Source organism: Pelomonas aquatica (genome assembly GCF_026712205.1).
GTDB lineage: Bacteria > Pseudomonadota > Gammaproteobacteria > Burkholderiales > Burkholderiaceae_C > Pelomonas > Pelomonas aquatica.
In genome coordinates this window covers 180,569-200,270 of the sequence record NZ_JAPPUW010000003.1, presented here as the reverse complement: position 1 = coordinate 200,270, position 19,702 = coordinate 180,569, and the positions used below count along the sequence as shown (strand labels likewise).

Sequence of the window (19,702 nt, the reverse complement as noted above, 5' to 3'; positions counted from 1 at the left end):
GGTTGAGTGCTGAACCGGAAGGCCTTGCGCCTTCCGAACACGGTCGAAGACGCCTTAGGTGTCGAGGCGGGCTTGGGTCGTGGGGTTGAGCTTCATGTTGGATGGAATTGTCCGTCGGGCTGAAATGTCGGGCCGGCCGTGGGGATTTCAAGCCCGCAGCGGCGTGGCGGCCAGCTGGGCCGTCGACGCGCTGCGGTAGGGCGCGCACAGCTGCTCGACATAGGCCTGGTGGCCGGGCAGGCCGGCCACGGTGCGCGAGACCTTGAGCTGGATGTCGCCGAGGAAGTTGCTCAGTTCCGGCCGGCCCATCAGGTCGGCCACCGGGTGGTAGGCCTGCGGCGCGATGCCCTGGCCGAGCATGACCTGGATCCAGGAGTTCTCGGCGAACAGCTCGTCGCTGGGGCGGAAGACGCGGGCGCTGGCGCGGAAGAGTTCGATGCGGTGGCGCAGCGTGGCCGGCAGCTCCATGTCGCGCACATCGCGCCAGAGCCGGGAGTCGGTGCGCGCGTTGACGTGGTAGTGCAGCACGATGAAGTCGCGGATGTGCTCCAGCTCGCGTCTGGACTGCTGGTTGTATTCCTCGATGTCGGCCGGCTTGATGCCGCCGCCCGGGAAGAGCTGCATCAGCCGGATGGCGGAACGCTGGATCAGGTGGATGCTGGTGGATTCCAGCGGCTCGACGAAGCCGCTGGCGAGGCCGACGGCGATGCAGTTGCGCTCCCACGCCTTGGCGCGCTGGCCGGGGGTGAACTTCAGCAGGCGCGGCGGGATCAGCAGCTCGCCCTCGACGTGCTGCTTCAGCACCTCGGGCGCGTCGGCGTCGCTGAGCTCCCTGCTGCTGTAGACCAGGCCGTTGCCGACGCGGTTCTGCAGCGGGATGCGCCATTGCCAGCCGAAGGGGTGGCAGATGGCCCGCGTGTAGGGCCAGGCCTCGCGCACCGAGGCGGTCTGCACGGCCACCGCGCGGTCGCAGGGCAGCCAGCAGGACCAGTCCTCGTAGCCCACGCCCAGCGTCTCGCCCAGCAGCAGGGAGCGAAAGCCGGTGCAGTCGATGAAGAGCTCGCCGGCTATGCGCGTGCCGTCCTGCATCTGCAGCGCGGTGATGTCGCCCGCCCGGCCCTGCGGGCCGTCCTGCAGCACGGCGGCGATCCTGCCTTCGATGCGCTGCACGCCGTGGGCCTCGCTCATCGCGCGCAGGTATCGGGCGTAGCGGCCGGCGTCCAGGTGGTAGGCGTAGTTCAGCCCGTTGCGCGGCAGGTGGGCGAAGCGGTTGGCAAAGGCCGCCACCGTCTCGGGGTTGTAGTCGGTGTAGGGCCTGGCCAGGCCCTCCGCCACGCCCTTGAGCCAGAAATGCTGGAAGCCGGCGCTCCAGTGGTCGTTGCCGGTCGAGCCGAAAGAGTGGAAATAGTCCTCGCCGATGTCCTTCCAGCCCTCGAAATGGATGCCGAGCTTGAAGGTCGCGTTGGTCGCGGCCATGAACTCGGCCTCGTTGATGCCGAGCAGGTTGTGAAAGGTGTGCAGGGCCGGGATGGTGGCCTCGCCGACGCCGACGGTGCCGATCTCCTCGGACTCGACGAGCTTGATGTCGAGCTGCCTGCCGAGCAGCTTGCTCATCAGCGCGGCCATCATCCAGCCTGCGGTGCCGCCGCCGGCGATGACGACGCGGCGTACGGGTTGGGTCGTGGGCGTGTTCATCGTTTCAATTGACTCAGCAGTTGCGCGCGGGCCTGGCGCGAGGTGGTGTCGTCGGCGCCGTCGAGCAGGCCGCGGGCGGCGGGCGGGATGTGGGCCCAGGTGCTGGCGTCGGCGTCGAAGACGAAGTGCTGGAAGTGCTGCTGCCAGATGCGGCGTTCCTTCTCGGGCAGCTTGCGCAGGGTCATTAGCGCGAGGTGCAGGGCGCTGACGGGCGAGTCCATGTACTCGGGCGTCTGGCGCCACCAGGCGTTGATGAGCAGGTTGATCGGCTCCAGGCCTTCGACGTGGTGGAACCACATGCTGGGGATGAAGATCGCGTCGCCGGGGTCGAGCTCGGCGACCTCGCCGGCCTGCAGCGCCTGCGCGAAGCGCGGGAAGCGCTCGAAGTCCGGCGCGGCGAAGTCCACCAGGCTGATGGGCTGGCCGGCGGGCGTCGGGTCCAGCGGGCCCATGTAGAGGTTGTGGATCTGCCCGGGCGCGAACAGCGTGAAGCGGCGCCGGCCGGCGGCGGCGATGGCGAGGTTGTCCGGCAGGTCGTAGTGGGCCGCGACGCGGCTGCGGTTGCCCAGCCACAGGCTGGCCAGCGAATCGCGCGCGCCCAGGCCCAGGCGGTTCGCGGCCATGAAGCCGGGCAGCACGGCTTCCACGGTCGTGCTGCCGACATACAGGGCCGGCGGCTCGGCCGTGCCGGCGAGTCCGAGCAGGCCGGTGAGCACCTGATCCAGCGTCGCGATGTGGCGCCTGAAGTTGAAGCGGCTCAGGCCCACGTCCGCATAGAAGGCGCGGCCGCGGGCCTCGGGCGGCAGCTGGAAGAGGCCGACGTGCACACCGTTGTACAGGCCCATCAGGTAGCGGGCCAGGGCCTCGCCGGATTGGCGGGCCGCCTGCACGACCGGCCAGTGCGCAAAGGCGCCGCGGATGACGTAGGGCCGGTCCGCCGTCAGCAGCGCCTCGGGCAGGGCCTCGGGATCGCAGGCGGCTGGCCAGTCGGGGACGGCGCGCATGCTCAGCCGATCGCGTGGAGCCGGTTGTGGCGCTCGATGAGACCGGGCAGCTGCGACAGCGAGGCCAGCTGCATGTAGATGGGCAGCAGGTGGTTGTCGCGGGCCAGTGCCTGCAGCGCGGCGCCGGGCAGCGCGGCCAGGCGCTCTTCGTGCACGGTGTACAGGCCCGACAGCCGGCTCTGGCTGCCGTCCGCCAGTTCCACGTCCAGAACGAAGGGCTCCAGCAGCTGGTGCTGGGTCAGCGCGGCGATGAAGGCGGGCAGCTGCTGGGCATGGGCGTGCAGGTGTTCGAGCAGGCTGACGACATGGTCCAGGTATTCGCTGTGGCCGCCGTGGGGCAGGAAGACGGCGGTGCCGACCTCGCCCTGCCCGGGCCCGACGATGCGCGGGCTGTCGAGGTCGATGTGCAGCTGCAGGGTGTCGCCATTGCGGCCGATCATGAAGGGGTCGCGCTGCAGGGCCATCGGCACGACGGGCGCGTCCCAGCCGGCGTCGCTCAGAAAGAGGTTCTGCCCCTCCTCCAGGCCGAACAGCGCGATGGGCTGGAAGGCGCTGCCGCCGTCCTGGCCGTCGACCCGCTGGAAGACGATGGGGAAGTGGGCCTGCAGCTGGCGGAATTCGGCCGGCAGGGCCAGCGCCGACTGGCGCGCATCGCCCAGGGCGGCGGAGCGGCCGGTGTGCAGGCGCAGGTGGCGGTGGGTGACGTTGTCGAGCAGGGCGGGGCGGGTCATGGCGCTTGCAGATGGTCGATCAGGCTGCGGTGACCCGGCAGCCCGGAGAGGAAGCGGCGGGCCTGGCGGGCCGCCTCGTCGAAGCAGGCCTGGGCGGCCTGCAGCCGGCGGGCGGAGAGCGGCTGGGCCTCGGGGCGGAAGCCCATGCCGTAGAGGATGTACTGGTAGCTGGCCGCGGGGAAGACTTCGTCGATGCGGCCGAAGTCGTGCCGCGCCGGCGGGCGCAGCCGCCAGGCGGGCAGCAGCTCGCGCAGGCGTTCAGGCCAGGTGGCGGGGTCGCGGTGGGCGCGCCAGTAGCCGCTGTCGTCGCGTTCGCTCAGCGCATAGTGCAGCTTCAGGAAGTCGATCACGCGGGCCCAGCGGTAGCCGAAGTCGTCGTTGAAGCGGCGCGCCACGCCGTCCATCGTCGCGCGGGTCATCGGCAGTTCGTCGCACAGCCGCGCGGCGGACAGCTCCACCAGGGCCAGGGCCGAGGCCTCCAGCGGCTCGATGAAGCCCGAAGCCAGGCCGATGGCCACGCAGTTGCGCACCCAGAAACGCTCGCGATAGCCGGGCTCGAAGCGGATGGGCCGGGGCGCGGGGCGCTCGGCCGGCGTGCCGGTGTCGTCCAGATAGGCCAGCAGGGCGGCCTGGGCCTCGTCGTCGCCGGCATGGGCGCGCGAGTAGACGCAGCCGACGCCGCGCCGCGACGGCAGCGCGATGTCCCAGATCCAGCCCTTGGCCCAGGCGGTGGCGATGGTGCAGGAGGCCAGCGGCGCATCCGGCCGGTCGTAGGGCAGCTGCACGGCCAGCGCCGCGTCGTTGAACAGCACGTCGCGCTCGCTCCTGAGCGGCACGCCGAAGTGCTGGCCGATCAGGCGCGACGCGAGGCCGGAGCAGTCGATGAAGAGGTCGGCCTCGATGCGGCCCTGGCCGCGGGTCTGCAGCGCGGCGAGGTCGCCGTCGTCGCGGGCCAGCACGGCGTCGACATGGGCGACGACGTGGCGCACGCCGAGACGGGCGATGGCGTGCTCGCGCAGCACCTGGCCGAACAGGCCGGCATCGAAGTGATAGGCGTAGTTGGCGACGGCGCCGAACTCGGGCGTCTGCACCTGCTTGGGGGCGAGGCCGGCCTCGCAGACCTGCACGCTGGGGCTGACGACGTCGGCAAAGGCGCGCTGGCCTTGCGTGGCCAGCCAGGCCGGCACGAGGTCGGCGTCGCCGAAACCGACCGGCAGCATGAAGGGGTGGTAGTAGCGGTCATCCGGGCCGCCTCCCTGCCGCCAGCGGTCGAAGCGCGAGCCCTGCTTGAAGCTCACCTGGCAGCGGCGCACGAAGTCGGCCTCGGCCAGGCCGATGCGGCGCAGCGTGTCGCGCATGCTCGGCCAGCTGCCCTCGCCGACGCCGATGGGCGGCGCCTCGCTGGATTCGACCAGCGTGACGCGCAGGCCGCCGCGCGGCCCGCCGTGCACGGCCGCCAGCAGCGCGGCGACCAGCCAGCCGGCCGAGCCGCCGCCGAGTACCGCCACGTCGCGAAGTCTGTCGTCCACTGCCATTCCCGAGTTCAGACAAAAAGGGCCGCTCGCGCGGCCTCGCCAATCGGCGAACAAGGGCGGCGCCCCAGGGCGCGAGCACCGCCGTACCAGGCTTTGCCTCGGAGCTCAGAACTTGTAGCGGGCTCCGATCATGTAGCGACGCCCCAGCTGGGTGACCGAGCCGACCTGCTGCTGCGCCCGCATATAGGTGCGGACGATGGCGTCGTTCAGGTTGATGGCTTCGAGCTGCAGCGAGAGTTGCTTGTTGAGGTTGTAGCCCAGGCTCAGGTCCAGTTGGCCGCGTGGTTCCACGTACAGCGGCTGGGCGCCGTCGGTGCCGCCGAAGTGCGTGATCAGGTAGCGGCCGCGCCAGTTGTAGGCCAGGCGGGCGCTGTAGCTCGTGTCTTCGTAGAAGCCGACCAGGTTGCCCGAGTCGCCCAGGCCGTCGATCGCGAACTCCTGGCCCACCACGCCGTCCTGGTAGGCGGCGCTGGAGCGCACCCGCGTGAAGTTGGCCGAGAAGCCCAGGCCGTTGCGGAAGCTGTGCTGGGCGTTCAGCTCGATGCCGTTGAGGCTGGCCTTGCGCGAGCTGTTGGCCTGCGTGGCCATCTGGAAGACCATCAGCGGGTCGCCGGGCTGGCCCGTGATGGTCTGCGTCGCCACGTTCACGCCCGGCGCCGTCGGGTAGTTCTTGAAGATGTATTGGCGGATGCAGTCCGAGGCGGTGGCGCCGCAGCCGCCCTTGCCGATGGCCTCGTTGAACATCGCGCTGCCGGCCGGCGTGTGCAGGTTGAACGGCGTCTGGGCGACGGACACGGGCTCGATGTAGTCGCTCAGGTCCTTGCGGAAATAGCTGGCGCTGATGTAGCTGCCCTTGTCGTAGTAGTGCTCGGCCGAGAAGTCGAAGTTCCTGGACTTGAGCGGCTTCAGGTCGGGGTTGCCGACGCTGCCGACGTTGCCGGCGATGCGGCCCGGGTTGTTCAGCGTGATGCCGCCCTGCAGGTTGGCCCAGCCGGGGCGGCCGATGGTTTCGCCGTAGCTCAGGCGCAGCTTGGTGTCGGGCGTCACGTCGGCGCTGAGGTCGATGGAGGGCAGCAGATAGCTGTACTTGCCCGACAGCGAGAAGGACGTGACGTCGCCCGACACGATGGACAGCTCGTTCGTCGACGCCCACTGCACGGACTGCGGGATGGACTGGCGGGTCGGCGAGGTCACGTCGGTCTTCTCGTAGCGTGCGCCGACCGAGGCGTCGAAGGGGATGCCCCATTCCCAGGCCCGGTTGTATTGCAGATAGAGCGACCGGGTCTTCTCGGTCGTGCGCATGTCCTGGAAGCTGTAGCCGACGTTGGGCAGGCCGGCCAGCTTGGCCGCGTAGTTCTGCGAGTTGTCGAAGTCGAAGGACGCCAGATAGGGCAGGTTGCTGCCCACCGCCTTGATGGCGGCATTGCGCACGTCGTCGAAATTGAAATAGAAGAACTGGTTGTAGAGCTTGCTGCTGTCGTGGCCCGGCACGCCGCCGAAGTATTTGCCGATGGAGTCGGCGTGCCAGATGTTGTCGGGCATGTCGGCGGGGCCGCCCGCCGAGCCGGCGTTGTGGCCCCAGGTGTTGCGCTGGACGTTGGTGTAGGCCGAGCGGTTCTTCACGTCGGTCAGGCTGATGCCGAAGTCCAGGCTGCTGTCGGCGTCGATCTTCCATTTGCCGCTGGCCTGGGCCTGGTTGATCTCGTTGCGCTGGTAGCTGTTGCCGAACACCGAGCCCTCCAGTTCCTGCAGCGTCGGGTCCAAAGGCGCGTTGGCGATGCTCAGCACCGGGAACTTGTTGCTGAAGTCGGCCGCCGTGTCGCCGCGGTTGAAGGAGGCCGTGCCCAGCGTCACGCTGGTGCCCAGCGGGTCGTCCGCGCCCGAGGTGGCGGTGGAGTGGTGGGCGTCGAAGTCGAAGTTCAGCGCGTCCGTCGCCTTCCACTTCAGGTTCAGGCCCACGGACCTGTTCCTGTTGCTGGTCGACGTGCGCGACGTGCCCATGGCGACGTCGGCGTTGCCGGTGGGGATGTGCTCGCCGTAGACCAGCGGCGTCGCGATGGGGCCGGGCGTGTACTCGCCGAACTGGCCGCCGAAATTGAACCAGGCGGAAATGTCGTTGCGCTTCTGGCGGAACTTCTGCTCCGACATCGTGTAGTCCAGCGTGCCGACCAGGTCCTTCACGGGCCGGAACTGGAACACCAGCTGGCCGTTGCTGCGCTCGCGGTGGATGCCGGTGAAGGCGTAGTTCAGGTTCTGCGGGACGTTGTAGATGTCGTTCGGCCCCGGGCGGTTCTTGACCTCGGGTGCCGGGTTGGGCAGCGGGCCCCAGCCGCTGTCGCTGCCCTTGAAGGTGTGCCAGCCGCTGGTGACGGCGGCCTGGTTGTAGCCCGAGTCGCGCACCTGGTAGCTGCCGATCAGCGCGATGCCGAACATGCCGTCGGCGAACTGGGTGCTGTAGATGCCCGACAGCTCGGGCGTCAGCTGCTTGCCCTGCTCCTCGGCGGGCAGGTTCCGCGCGGTGCTGTCGCGCACCATCTTCACGCCGACGCTGGCGACGGTCTCCCGGCTGTCGAAGGGGCGGGGCGTGCGGATGTTGATCGTCGCGCCCATGCCGCCGGTCGGCGTGCTGGCCTTGCTGGTCTTGTAGACCTCCAGCGCCGACACGCCTTCGGAGGCCAGGTTGGAGAAGTCGAAGGAGCGCGAGCTGGGCGCGCTGCCGTCGATGTTGGAGCCGGGCATCTGGCGGCCGTTGAGCAGCACCAGGTTGAAGTCCGGCCCCATGCCGCGCACGGTGACCTTGGTGCCTTCGCCGTTGCTGCGGTCGATGGACACGCCGCTGATGCGCTGCATGGCCTCGGCGAGGTTGGTGTCGGGGAACTTGCCGATGTCTTCGGCCACGATGCCGTCGACCAGGCCGGCGGCCGAGCGCTTCAGGTTGACCGAGGTCTCCAGGCTCTTGCGGATGCCGGTGACGACGACGGTTTCGAGCTGCTGGGCCTGCGGCGCACTGGCCGCGGCGGCCGGTGCGGTGGCCTGCGCATGGGCGGCGGCGCCGGCGAACAGCAGGCCGCTGGCAGCGGCCAGGCTGGTGAGGCGAAGGGCGGGGCGTGGCTTTCTCATTCAGTTGTCTCCAGAGTAGGTCTTGTGGCGCGAAAACTGAAAGCGCTTTCAACAATACGTCATTGGCAGCGCTTTCAAACTAGGCAACACCCTTGGTCTGCGGCGCCGTCGCGACGCCGGACCGCGAGTGCAGGGGCCGCGCGTCGCCAGCGCCTCCGCAGTCTTCCCAGTGAGGAAAGCTGCGATGGGTGGAGCCGGCGCTTGCGGGGTTGAAAAGCGGCAATCCGATGAGGCTTTTGAAAGCGCTTTCAAATGATGATGCGCTTCGGCTCAGGGATCGGCCACATGGTTTACCCGCGCCGTGCAACGGCCGTCTGGCCGGCGGCATGGCCGCGACGGGAGCGGAGGAGCTGGCGGCGGCTCAGCGCGGCATGCGCCGCGTGCTCTCGCGCAAAACCAGCTCGGGCTCGGGCAGCTGGGCCCTGGGCCTGCCGCCGCGCAGCATCTCGAGCATGGCGGTCGCGGCCTCGCTGCCGATCTCGTAGACGGACTGGCGGATGGTCGTCAGCGGCGGCATGGCGTAGCGCGCCATGATGAGGTCGTCGAAGCCCACCAGCGACACGTCGTCGGGCACGCGCAGATTGCGCCGGTGCAGGCCCAGGCAGGCGCCGATGGCCATCTGGTCGTTGGATGCGAACAGCGCCGTGAAGTGGCTGTCCCGCTCCAGCAGGCGGCTGACGGCCAGCAGGCCGCCGGCCTCGGTGTAGTCGCTCTGCACGATGAGGCCGGGGTCGGCCGGGATGCCGGCCGCGGTCAGCGCGTCCAGATAGCCGTTCTGGCGCTCGACGGCATCGTCGTGCAGCAGGTCGCCGGCGATGAAGGCGATGCGCCGGTGGCCCAGGTCGACGAGGTGCTGGGTGGCCGCGCGCGCGCCGGCCCGGTTGTCGAAGCTGAAGCTGTAGAGCTGCGGCCCGCCGAGCTGGCGGCCGACGACGACCACGGGCAGGCTGTCGGCCACCTTGGCCAGCTCGCCGTCGGAGAGCCGGCCGGCCAGCACGATGACGCCGTCGACGCGCCGCGACAGCAGCGTCTCGATGGCCTTGCGCTCGTCGTCCTCGTGCCAGTTGCCCGACACGAACAGCGGCACATAGCCGGCGCGTTCCAGTTCGCGCTCGATGCCGAGCAGGGCCTCGCCGTAGAAGGGGCTGGAGATGATCTGCGTGACGACGCCGATGGACAGCGTGCGCCCGCCGGCCAGGCCGCGCGCCACCGGGTTGGGGCGGAATCCCAGCTCCTGGATGGCGGCCTGCACCGCGTCCTTCTTGGCCTGGCTGACGGCCGCGGTGCCGTTCAGGATGCGCGACACCGTGCTCGGCGACACGCCGGCCAGTTCGGCCACCTGCTCCAGCGTCACCACGCCGTCCGGGCGGGCGATTGAAGGCGCTTTCTTGGCGGGGGGCGGCTTGTCGGTCATGGGCGGGCGGGCAGTGCCGCGAGTGTAGGGGCCGGTCGCGCCCGTTGCGGTGGAGGCTCCGGCCGGCGTCCTAGGGTTTGTGCGGCTGGGGTGCCCGGGCGTCGCGCGGCACAATCTTGAAAGCGCTTTCAAATTATGTCCAACCTCGCTCTCCTCAACCGCCGCCACCTGCTCGCCGCTGCCGCCAGCGCGGCGACCGGCCTGGGCCGGGCCGCCGAACGGCCGCCGCTGACGGTGGCGGCCTTCCCGCTGGTCGACGCCATCGCCAGGGACGTGCTCAAGGGCTGGAGCCGGAGCCATCCCGAGGTGCGTGCCGAAGTCATCAGCCGCCAGTACGACGACCACCACACGGCGATGACGACAGCGCTATCCACGTCCGGCCACCTGCCCGACGTCATCGCGCTGGAGGCGAGCTACCTGGGGCGCTTCTCGCTCGGTTCGGGCCTGGAGGACCTGTCGGCGCCGGCCTTTGGCGCGGAGCGCTTCAAGGACGGCTTCGTGCCCTTCGCCTTCGAGACGGCGCGCAACCGCGACGGCCACGTCGTCGCGATGCCGACCGACATCGGGCCGGGCTCGCTGTTCTACCGCGCCGACCTGCTGGCCCGGGCCGGGCTGAAGGAGGCGGACCTGACGCGCTCCTGGGACGCCTACGTCGAGGCCGGCGCCGAGCTGAAGGCCAGGACCGGCGCCTACCTGATCGGCGACGTGCGGCTGCTGAAGGACATCGTCGTGCGCGCCGGCACGCCGCCGGGCGAGGGCCAGTTCTTCGATGGTCAGGGGCGGGCGCAGCTCACGTCGCCGCGCTTCCTGCGCGCCTTCGAGCTGGCGCGCAAGGTGCGGCGGCTGGGCCTGGACGCGCGCGTCGAGGTCTGGTTCAACGACTGGGCCGAGATGCTCAAGCGCGGCCGGCTGGCCACCGAGATGTCGGGCGGCTGGATGGCCGGCCAGATGGCCAACTGGGTGGCGCCCGGCACGGCCGGCAAATGGCGCGTGGCCCAGCTGCCCGAGAACGCCTACTGCTCCTACGGCGGCACCTACTACGCCATCCCGCGCCGCTCGGCACCGGAGCGCAAGCAGCTCGCCTGGCAGCTGATCCAGGAGCTGACGCTGGACCGCCAGCGCCAGCTGGACGCCTTCAAGTCCCAGGACGCCTTCCCGGCGCTGCTGGCCGCGCAGGAGGGGCCGTTCTTCGACGTGCCGCTGCCCTTCCTCGGCGGCCAGAAGGCGCGCCAGCTGTGGCGCGAGGCGGCGCACCGCATCCCGGTCGTGCGGATGCACAGGCAGCACAAGTTCGCCGACGAGGTCGTCAACGCCGAGCTCGACAACGTGCTGGAGTACGGCAAGCCAATTCCACAGGCGCTGGAAGACGCGCAGGCGCTGTTGGTGCATCGGGCGAATCGCTGACATGGAACACAGATGCAACCACAGAGGCACAGAGGCACAGAGAAGCAGCCGCCATGCATTGCCTCTGTGTCTCTGTGCCTCTGTGGTTGCATTTCCGCCATCGCATCCCGCTGACTGACATGCAATTGCGCATTCCTTCATCGTGGGCCCCCTACCTGCTGGTCAGCCCCTTCCTGATCCTGTTCGCCGTCTTCGGCCTGTTCCCGCTGCTGTTCTCGCTGTGGCTGGCCTTCCAGTCCTGGGAGCCCACGAGCGGCATCGAGTCGATGAAGTTCGTTGGCCTCGAGAACTTCGTCTTCGCGCTGACCGACGGCTGGTTCTGGAAGGCGCTGCGCAACACGCTGTGGCTGGCCGTCGCGGCGGGCCTGCCCCAGCACCTCGTCGCGCTGCCGCTGGCCGTCTTCCTGCACCAGGCCTTCGGGCGCTGGCGCGGCCTGTTCTCGGGCGCCTATTTCCTGCCCTACATCACGTCCACGGTCGCCATCGCGATGCTGTTCGGCTCGCTGTTCTCGACCGACTACGGCCTCGTCAACCAGGCCCTGCACGCCCTCTTCGGCACCGAGCACATCAACTGGATGCGCTCGCCGCAGGCCATCAAGCCGGCCGTGGCCATCATCGTGTTCTGGCGCTATGTCGGCTTCAATCTGGTGCTCTACCTCGCCGCGCTGCAGACGCTGCCGCACGACCTCTACCAGGCCGCCAAGCTCGACGGCGCCGGCCCCTGGCAGCAGTTCCTGCGCATCACGCTGCCCGGCCTCAAGCCCATGATCCTGTTCGGCGTGACGCTGTCCGTCATCGGCGGCATGCAGCTCTTCGAGGAGCCCTTCATCCTGACCAACGGCAAGGGCGGTGCCGACCAGGCGGCGATGACGGTGGCCATCTACCTCTACCGCCTGGCCTTCGACTTCAGCGACTTCGGCGGCGCCAGCGCGCTGGCCTGGATCATGTTCGGCCTCATCGCGCTACTGACCTGGCTGACCAACAAGGCCTTCGGGGACCGGCGGGCGCAGCCATGAGGACGATCCCGAAGTACGCGGCCTATGCCATCGTCCTCGTCGGCGCGTTCATCATGCTCGCGCCCTTCTACTTCATGTTCGTGTTCGCGACGCAGTCGCGCACCGACATCTTCAACGTGCCGCCGCCGCTGGGGTTCGGCGGCGAGCTGCTGGACAACATCAGGCTGCTCACCACCCGGCTGCCGTTCTGGAAGAACGTCGGCTGGAGCCTCTACGTCGGCCTGATGTCCACGGCGCTGACGCTGCTGTTCTGCTCCATGGCCGGCTATGCCTTCGCGATGCTGGAGTTCCGCTTCAAGCGGGCGCTGTTCGCACTCGTCATGGGCACGCTGATGGTGCCGGCCTTCATGAACATGATCCCCAGCTTCATGGTCATGGACGCGCTGGGCTGGATCGACACCCACCGCGCCCTCTACCTGCCCGGCGCGGCCAGCGCCTTCGGCATCTTCCTGATGCGCCAGTTCGCGGCCAGCACCGTGCCCAGGGAACTGCTCAGCGCCGCCCGCATCGACGGCTGCAGCGAGCTCGGCATCTACTGGCGCATCGCACTGCCGCTGATGAAGCCGGCGCTGGGCACGCTGGGCCTCATCACCTTCATCGGCTCATGGAACAACTTCATGAGCCCGCTCATCGTGCTGCGCAGCGCCGACAACTACACGCTGCCGCTGGCCCTGCGCAGCCTGTTCAGCACCACCAGCACCGAGTGGGGCGCGCTGATGGCGGGGTCGGCAATAGCCACGCTGCCCCTGCTCGTCCTCTTCGTCGTCTCGTCGCGCCAACTGATCGCGGGCCTGACCGCCGGTGCCGTCAAGTGAAACCCATGACCCAAGCCCCCCTGCACCGACAGTTCCCGCCCGACTTCGTCTGGGGCGTGGCCACCAGCAGCTTCCAGATCGAGGGCGCCGCGCATGAAGACGGCAAGGGCGAGTCCATCTGGGACGCCTTTTGCAGGCAGCCCGGCGCCATCGCCGACGCCAGCAACGGCGACGTGGCCTGCGACCACTTCCACCGCCTGGAGAGCGACCTCGACCTGATCGCCTCGCTGGGCGTCAACTGCTACCGCTTCTCCATCGCCTGGCCGCGCGTGCAGGCCCTGGGCCACGGCGAGTTCAATGCCAGGGGCCTGGACTTCTACGAGCGCCTGGTGGATGGCCTGAAGGCGCGCGGCATCCGGGCCTTCGCGACGCTGAACCACTGGGACCTGCCGCAGGGCCTGCAGGACCGCGGCGGCTGGAACGACCGCGACACCGTGCACCGCTTCGTCGACTACGCCCGCCATGTGCAGGCCCGCCTGGGCGACCGGCTGGACGGCATCACCACGCACAACGAACCCTGGGTCGTCGCCGTGCTGGGCCACGAGCAGGGCAGCTTCGCGCCCGGCATCAAGAGCCGCAGGATCGCGGCCCAGGTCTGCCACCACCTGCTGCTCAGCCACGGCCTGGCCCTGCAGGCCCTGCGCGCCGACGGCGCCAGGAGCCGGCTCGGCATCGTGCTCAACCTGTCCTCCTGCGTGCCGGCCACGGCCATGCCCGAGGACATCGCCGCCGCGGCCCTGGCCGACGCCCGCGGCCGGCGCTGGTATGCCGACCCCCTGTTCAAGGGCAGCTATCCCGAGGAGGTGCTGGCCGAGCTCGGCGCCGACGCGCCCGTCGTGCAGGCCGGCGACATGGGCTTGATCGCCCAGCCCATGGACTACTTCGGTGTCAACTACTACACCCGCACCGTCGTGTCGGCCGGCGGCCAGGAGTGGGACGCCAAGGAGCGCGGCCTGCCCGTCACCGACATGGGCTGGGAGGTCTACGCCCCCGGCCTGACCGACCTGCTCTTGCTGCTGCACCGCGACTACCCCGGCCTGCCGCCCGTCTACGTGACCGAGAACGGCGGCGCCTTCAAGGACGGCAAGCTGGCCCAGGGCCGCGTGCAGGACGACGACCGCATCGCCTATCTGCGCGACCACATCGCCGCCGTCGCCAGCGCCATGCGCCAGGGCGTGCCCATGGCCGGCTATATGGTCTGGAGCCTGCTGGACAACTTCGAATGGGCCAGCGGCTACCTGAAGCGCTTCGGCATCGTGCACGTCGACTACGCCACCCAGGCGCGCACGCCCAAGGCCAGCGCCGAGTGGTACCGCGACTTCCTCGCCGCCTGGCGCGGCTGGACACTTCACAAGACCACCCCGGAGACCAATCCATGAACGCCATCACCCGCCCACCCAGCCCCTTGCGCGGCCTGCTGCCCGCCCTTGCCGCCGTGTTGACGGCCTGCGGCGGCGGTGGTGGTTCGGCCACCGCGGCCCCGGCACCCGCGCCGGCACCCGCCCCCGCGCCTGCGCCGTCCGGCAGCTGGACCCTGGTCTGGAGCGACGAGTTCAACGATGCGGCCGGCACCCTGCCCAACCCCGCCAACTGGAGCTACGACCTCGGCAACGCCGAGGCCAGCGGCTGGGGCAACCACGAGCTGGAGTACTACACGTCCAGCGCGCGCAATGCGCAGACCGACGGCAACGGCCACCTCGTCATCACCGCCGACAAGGCCGTCAACCCCGGCCCCTGCTGGAACGGCAGCCCCTGCGGCTACACCTCGGCCCGCATCCACACCAACGGCAAGGTTGGCTTCACCTACGGCAAGGTCGAGGCGCGCATGAAGCTGCCGGCCGGCCAGGGCATCTGGCCGGCCTTCTGGGCGCTGGGCGCCGACCTCGCCAGTGTTGGCTGGCCGGCCTCCGGCGAACTCGACATCATGGAATTCGTCGGCAAGACGCCCAACACCGTCTACGGCACGGCCCACGGCCCCGGCTACTCGGGCGCGAACGGCATCGGCAAGCCCTATGGCTTCAGCGGCCCGGTGGCCGGCGACTTCCACACCTACACGCTGATCAAGCGGCCCAACGAGGTGATCTGGCTGGTGGATGGCGCCCAGTACCACCGCATCACGCCCACGTCGCTGCCGGCTGGCGGCAGCTGGGTCTTCGAGAAGCCGATGTTCATCATCCTCAATCTCGCCATCGGCGGCGACTGGCCCGGCTCGCCCGACGCGGCGACGGTCTTCCCGGCGCAGATGCAGGTGGACTGGGTGAGGGTCTACAAGGAAAACTGAGCGGAGGCCTCGATCCGTTCCCCGGCCGCGTCGAACCACAGCGCCTTCGCTGCATCGAAGCCGAAGCGCAGCGCGGCACCCTCCGCCACTGCCGGCTGCCCCGGCAGCACGGCCGACAGCGTGGCGCCGGCGCTGCCCAGCCACACCACATGCTGGTTGCCCAGCGGCTCGACGAGCTGGATCTCGGCCGCGAAGGGCTGGTCCGCGCCCAGGCGCAGGTGTTCCGGCCGCACGGCCAGCGTCAGCGCCTCGCCCGGCTGGCGCGAGGCCAGCGCGGCCGGCAGCGGCAGCGCGAGGGCCGGCGACACGAACTGCCCGGCTTCGCCCACCCGGCCGTCGATGCGGTTGATGGCCGGCGAGCCGACGAAGCCGGCCACGCGCAGGTTCTTCGGCCGGTCGTAGACCTCGGCCGGCGTGCCGACCTGCTGGATGACGCCCTGGTGCATGACGACGATGCGCGTGGCCAGCGTCATGGCCTCGACCTGGTCGTGCGTCACGTAGATCATCGTGTTGCCCAGGCGGCCGTGCAGGGTCTTGAGCTCGCGGCGCAGGTCGGTGCGCAGCTTGGCGTCGAGGTTGGACAGCGGCTCGTCCAGCAGCAGCACCTTGGCCTCGCGCACGACGGCGCGGCCGATGGCCACGCGCTGGCGCTGGCCGCCGGAGAGCTGGCCGGGCCGGCGGTCCAGCAGCGCGGTCAGCTGCAACATCCCGGCCGCGGCGGCCACGCGCTTCTCGAGCTCGGCCTTGGGCGTCTTGGCCATCTTCAGCGGGAAGGCCAGGTTCTCCTTCACCGTCATCGTCGGATAGAGGGCATAGCTCTGGAACACCATGCCCACGCCGCGCCGGCTGGGCTCGGCGTGGGTCATGTCCTGCCCGCCGATGTGGATGCTGCCGGCGCTGACCGGGTTCAGCCCGGCGATGGTGTGCAGCAGCGTGGACTTGCCGCAGCCCGAGGGGCCGAGCAGCACCAGGAACTCGCCGCTGTGGACGTCGAGGTCGAGGCCCTGGATGACCTCGTGCTTGCCGAAACGGATGCCAAGGTCCTGGATGTGAACGCGGGTCAAGACGGTCTCCTCATGGGTCCGGCATGATTACTTGAAATTAATGAACTTAATATCGTATTAACCATGAGGGCCGGCGCGGCTACAGTCGGCCCACGATGAACCTGCTGCTCGCCGAAGACGACACCCTGCTGGCCGATGCCTTGCAGCAGCAGTTGATGAACGCCGCGTTCAAGGTCGAATGGGCCGAGAACGGCGCCGTGGCCGAATACCTGCTGCGCAAGCAGGACTTCGACGTCGCCGTGCTGGACCTGGGCCTGCCCATGGTGGACGGCCTGACCGTGCTCAAGCGCGTGCGCGAGGCCGGCCGCACGCTGCCCATCCTCGTGCTGACCGCGCTGGACGCGCTGGAGCACCGCGTGGCCGGCCTGCAGGCGGGCGCGGACGACTACCTGACCAAGCCCTTCGACTTCCCCGAGCTGGAGGCCCGCCTGCATGCGCTGCTGCGGCGCAGCCGGCCCGCGGGCGCCGCCGTGCAGCTGCGCGGCCTGAGCCTGGACCGCGGCGCGCGCCGCGCCAGCGTGGCCGGCCAGCCGCTGGAGCTGAGCCCGCGCGAATGGACGCTGCTGGACCTGCTGCTGACCGAGCGCGACCGCGTCGTCACCAAGGCGCAGATCGTCGAGGCCTGGGGGGTCGACGAGGGCGGCTCCATCGAGGTCTACATCCATCGCCTGCGCAAGAAGCTCGAAGGCTCGGGCCTGGCCGTGCGCACCGTGCGCGGCCTGGGCTATCTGCTCGAAGCGACCGCGTCGTGACCGCCCCGGCCGGCCGGTCCCTGCACCGGCAACTGCTGCTCTGGCTGCTGCTGCCGCAGATCGTGCTGTGGCTGGTGGCGGCCTTCGGGGCCTACCGGCTGGCCACGCGACATGCGGACGAGCTGATCGACGCCAGCCTGCTGCAGTCGGCCCGGGCGCTGGCGCGGCAGATCAAGCCCACGGCCAGCGGCCTGTTCGTGGACCTGCCGCGCTCGGCCCAGGACATCCTGGCCGCCGACCCCGACGACCGCGTGCTCTACCTCGTCGGCTCGCCGCCGGGCGCGCTGCTGCTGGGCGACTTCCGCCTGCCGCCGCCACCCGGCCGGCCGCGGCTCGACGAGCCGGTGTTCTTCGACGCGGTGCTGAAGGGCGAGCGCCTGCGCCTGGTCTCGCTGGACCTGCACCTGGGCGCGGCCGGCGCGGCGGATTCGACGCTGCGCGTGCAGGTGGCCCGCTCCAGCGCGCCGCGCGAGCTGCTGGCGCGGCGCATGCTGCTGGACACGGCCCTGCCGCTGTCGCTGCTGATCGCGCTGATGAGCATGGGCGTGTGGGCCGGGATCCGCAAGGGCCTGAAGCCCTTGGCCGAGCTGCAGCGGCAGATGCAGGGCCGCCGCGCCGACGCGCTGGACCCGGTGCAGCTGCGGTCCGCGCCGCCCGAGGTGGGCGCGCTGGCAGGCGCCGTCAACGAGCTGCTGGGCCAGGTGCAGCAGAGCCTGGCCGTGCAGCGCCGCTTCATCAGCGACGCGGCCCACCAGCTGCGCACGCCGCTGGCCGGCCTGAAGAGCCAGACCGAGCTCGCGCTCGCAGCGGTGGATGCCACCTCGGACCCCGCGCTGCGCCAGCGCCTGGCGCGCGTGCATGAGAGCGCCGTGCGCGGCGCCCGCCTCGTGTCGCAGCTGCTGGTGCTGGCCCGCACCGACCCCGAGGCCATGGCGGCCCAGGGCTGGGCGGCGGTGGACTGCGCCCGTCTCGTGCGCGAGGTCACGGCCGAGGGGGTGCCGCGTGCGCGGGCAGCCGGCTGCGACCTGGGCGTCGAAGTCGCCCACGAGGGCCTGGCCGTGCAGGGCGTCGAGCTGCTGCTGCGCGAGGCGCTGGCCAACCTCGTCGACAACGCGCTGCGCTACGCCGGCCCGGGCGCCACCGTCACCGTGAGGCTGAGGCGCGCGGGCGACGACGTGTGGATCGACGTCGAGGACGACGGCCCCGGCCTGGCGCCGGCGCTGCGCGAGCGCGCCTTCGAGCGCTTCGTGCGCGGCGCGCCGAACGGCGAGGGCTGCGGCCTGGGCCTGGCCATAGCTCGCGAGATCGCCGAGCGCCACGGCGGCAGCGCCGAGCTGCTGCCCGCCGCGCCGCGGGGCTGCATTGCGCGGCTGACCTTGCCTTTGATGAACTAAGCCGCAGCTTCCAGCAGCTCGCCCATCCGGCCGAGCGCCGTGGCTATGTCGTCCGGCGCGATGCGGCCGAAACCCATCAGCAGGCCGTCCAGGGCCGCGCCGAAGCGCTGCAGCGGGTAGAGCCCCACGTCCACGCGCCGGGCCAGCGCCGCCAGCCGCGTGGCGTCGACGGCCAGGCCCGGCTTCAGCAGGGCCGCCTGATGGAAGCCGGCCTCCGCGGGCAGCAGCGTCAGCCATGGCGCCAGCCGCGTGCCGAAGCCGGCCATCAGCCGCTCGCGCCGCTGCGCGTACTCGGCCACGCAGCGGCGCAGATGCTTGCGGTAGGCGCCCTCGGCCATGAAGCGGGCCAGCGCGTTCTGCAGCAGGCTGGGGCCGTGCACGTCGGCCAGGTGCTTGGCGTTCAGCAGGGCCTCGCGCAACGCGGGCAGGCCGGGCGGCGTGACGACATAGCCCAGCCGCAGCGACGGCGCCAGCGTCTTGGAGAAGCTGCCGACGAAGGCGACCCGGCCTTCGGCGTCCAGCCCCTGCAGGCTGTCGCGCGGCTGGCCCTCGAAGCGGAATTCGCTGTCGTAGTCGTCCTCGATGACGACGGCGCCGCTGCGCGAGGCCCAGGCCAGCAAGGCCTGCCGTCGTGAGGCGCTCATCGCGACGCCGAGCGGGAACTGGTGGGCCGGCGTCGTGTAGACGAGGCGGGCGTCGGCCGGCAGCGCATCGGTGACCAGGCCCTCGCCGTCCACCGGCACATGCGCCGCGCGGGCGCCCTGGGCCTGCAGCATCGCCAGCAGCGGCGGGTAGCCCGGCGACTCCAGCGCCGCCACGTCGCCCGGGCCCGCGAGCACGCGCACGAGCAGGTCGAAGGCCTGCTGCGCTCCCTGCGTCACGATGACGTCGGCCGCCGAGCAGCGCACGCCGCGGGCGAAGGCGACATGTTCGGCGATCGCCTCGCGCAGCCCGGCCAAGCCGGCCGGCGGCGCATGCGCGCCGCCCTGGCCGAGCTGGCGCTGGGCCGCGTGCAGATGGCGCCGCCAGTCGGCGTGCGGGAACAGCGCCGGCTCGGGTGAGCCGCCGACGAAGTCGTAGCGCGCCAGCGGGCTGCCGGCCATGCGCAGGAACGGCAGCGGCAGGGCCTGGAAGGCGGTGATGCGTTCGACGCTGGCCAGGCGCGGCGGCGGCGCGGCGGGCGGCGGCGTGTCGTCGGCCGGCGCCGGCAGCGCCCGCACGAAGCTGCCGCGCCCGCGCCGCGCGTCGATGAGCTGCTCCAGCGCCAGCCGCTCGTAGGCCTCGGCCACCGTCTGGCGGGCCAGGCCCAGCTGTTCGGCCAGCAGCCGCGTGGGCGGCAGCTGCGTGTCGGCGGCCAGGCGCCCGCTGCGGATCAGGCTGCGCAGCTGGCGCAGCAGCTGCTCGCCGCGCGGCTGGCCGGGGTCGATGACGATGTGGAGATCCATTGGCTTGGTCGAAATGCGCTGGATTGGACTGG

General features: G+C 70.6%; 15 protein-coding genes. 7 read left to right on the top strand and 8 right to left on the bottom strand.

The annotated features are described in order from the left end of the window. Positions 1 to 147: 147 nt before the first annotated feature. The 6 genes from NYP07_RS04695 to NYP07_RS04670 all read right to left on the bottom strand — a co-directional run bounded on the left by NYP07_RS04695 (position 148) and on the right by NYP07_RS04670 (position 9,499). On the bottom strand, positions 148 to 1,695 hold the full coding sequence (locus NYP07_RS04695; protein WP_268147944.1) for a tryptophan halogenase family protein: 1,548 nt from the start codon (positions 1,693 to 1,695) through the stop codon (positions 148 to 150). Next, complete coding sequence (locus tag NYP07_RS04690; RefSeq protein ID WP_268147942.1) at positions 1,692 to 2,699, bottom strand: cupin-like domain-containing protein; 1,008 nt, start codon at positions 2,697 to 2,699, stop codon at positions 1,692 to 1,694. The genes NYP07_RS04695 and NYP07_RS04690 overlap by 4 nt, the downstream gene beginning before the upstream one ends. Before the next feature lie 2 nt (positions 2,700 to 2,701). Next, entirely contained in the window at positions 2,702 to 3,430 is a 729-nt protein-coding gene (locus NYP07_RS04685; RefSeq protein WP_268147940.1) for a SapC family protein, read from the bottom strand. Next, positions 3,427 to 4,959 (bottom strand): tryptophan halogenase family protein, encoded by a 1,533-nt coding sequence (locus tag NYP07_RS04680; protein WP_268147938.1) that lies wholly within the window; start codon positions 4,957 to 4,959, stop codon positions 3,427 to 3,429. Before NYP07_RS04680 ends, NYP07_RS04685 begins: the two co-directional genes overlap by 4 nt. A gap of 111 nt (positions 4,960 to 5,070) precedes the next feature. Beyond that, on the bottom strand, positions 5,071 to 8,085 hold the full coding sequence (locus tag NYP07_RS04675; RefSeq protein WP_268147936.1) for a TonB-dependent receptor: 3,015 nt from the start codon (positions 8,083 to 8,085) through the stop codon (positions 5,071 to 5,073). Between the two features lie 361 nt (positions 8,086 to 8,446). Further along, entirely contained in the window at positions 8,447 to 9,499 is a 1,053-nt protein-coding gene (locus tag NYP07_RS04670; RefSeq protein WP_268147934.1) for a LacI family DNA-binding transcriptional regulator, read from the bottom strand. Between the two features lie 135 nt (positions 9,500 to 9,634). Between NYP07_RS04670 and NYP07_RS04665 the strand changes: the two genes are divergently transcribed. The 5 genes from NYP07_RS04665 to NYP07_RS04645 all read left to right on the top strand — a co-directional run bounded on the left by NYP07_RS04665 (position 9,635) and on the right by NYP07_RS04645 (position 15,015). After that, positions 9,635 to 10,903, top strand: coding sequence for an ABC transporter substrate-binding protein (locus NYP07_RS04665; protein ID WP_268147932.1), 1,269 nt, complete (start codon positions 9,635 to 9,637; stop codon positions 10,901 to 10,903). 119 nt (positions 10,904 to 11,022) lie between these two features. Then, positions 11,023 to 11,919 (top strand): carbohydrate ABC transporter permease, encoded by an 897-nt coding sequence (locus NYP07_RS04660; protein WP_268147930.1) that lies wholly within the window; start codon positions 11,023 to 11,025, stop codon positions 11,917 to 11,919. Further along, positions 11,916 to 12,734, top strand: coding sequence for a carbohydrate ABC transporter permease (locus tag NYP07_RS04655; protein ID WP_268147928.1), 819 nt, complete (start codon positions 11,916 to 11,918; stop codon positions 12,732 to 12,734). The genes NYP07_RS04660 and NYP07_RS04655 overlap by 4 nt, the downstream gene beginning before the upstream one ends. 5 nt (positions 12,735 to 12,739) lie before the next feature. Then, entirely contained in the window at positions 12,740 to 14,113 is a 1,374-nt protein-coding gene (locus NYP07_RS04650) for a GH1 family beta-glucosidase (RefSeq protein ID WP_268147926.1), read from the top strand. Next, a complete protein-coding gene (locus NYP07_RS04645) occupies positions 14,110 to 15,015 on the top strand; it encodes a glycoside hydrolase family 16 protein (RefSeq protein WP_268147924.1) in 906 nt (301 codons plus the stop codon). The genes NYP07_RS04650 and NYP07_RS04645 overlap by 4 nt, the downstream gene beginning before the upstream one ends. Here the strand turns inward: NYP07_RS04645 and NYP07_RS04640 are convergent. Next, complete coding sequence (locus NYP07_RS04640) at positions 15,000 to 16,079, bottom strand: ABC transporter ATP-binding protein (protein WP_268147922.1); 1,080 nt, start codon at positions 16,077 to 16,079, stop codon at positions 15,000 to 15,002. The genes NYP07_RS04645 and NYP07_RS04640 overlap by 16 nt on opposite strands. 95 nt (positions 16,080 to 16,174) lie before the next feature. Here NYP07_RS04640 and NYP07_RS04635 point away from each other — a divergent pair, with 95 nt between their 5' ends. Next, positions 16,175 to 16,831 carry a response regulator transcription factor gene (locus tag NYP07_RS04635; RefSeq protein WP_268147920.1) on the top strand — a complete coding sequence of 219 codons (657 nt, stop codon included), beginning with the start codon at positions 16,175 to 16,177 and terminating at the stop codon, positions 16,829 to 16,831. Beyond that, on the top strand, positions 16,828 to 18,225 hold the full coding sequence (locus NYP07_RS04630) for a sensor histidine kinase (protein ID WP_268147918.1): 1,398 nt from the start codon (positions 16,828 to 16,830) through the stop codon (positions 18,223 to 18,225). Before NYP07_RS04635 ends, NYP07_RS04630 begins: the two co-directional genes overlap by 4 nt. Here the strand turns inward: NYP07_RS04630 and pdxR are convergent. Beyond that, the gene (gene pdxR / locus NYP07_RS04625; RefSeq protein ID WP_268147916.1) at positions 18,222 to 19,670 is read right to left on the bottom strand and encodes a MocR-like pyridoxine biosynthesis transcription factor PdxR; all 1,449 of its coding nucleotides are present in this window, start codon (positions 19,668 to 19,670) and stop codon (positions 18,222 to 18,224) included. The two genes, NYP07_RS04630 and pdxR, sit on opposite strands and share 4 nt — an antisense overlap. Between the last annotated feature and the right edge of the window lie 32 nt (positions 19,671 to 19,702).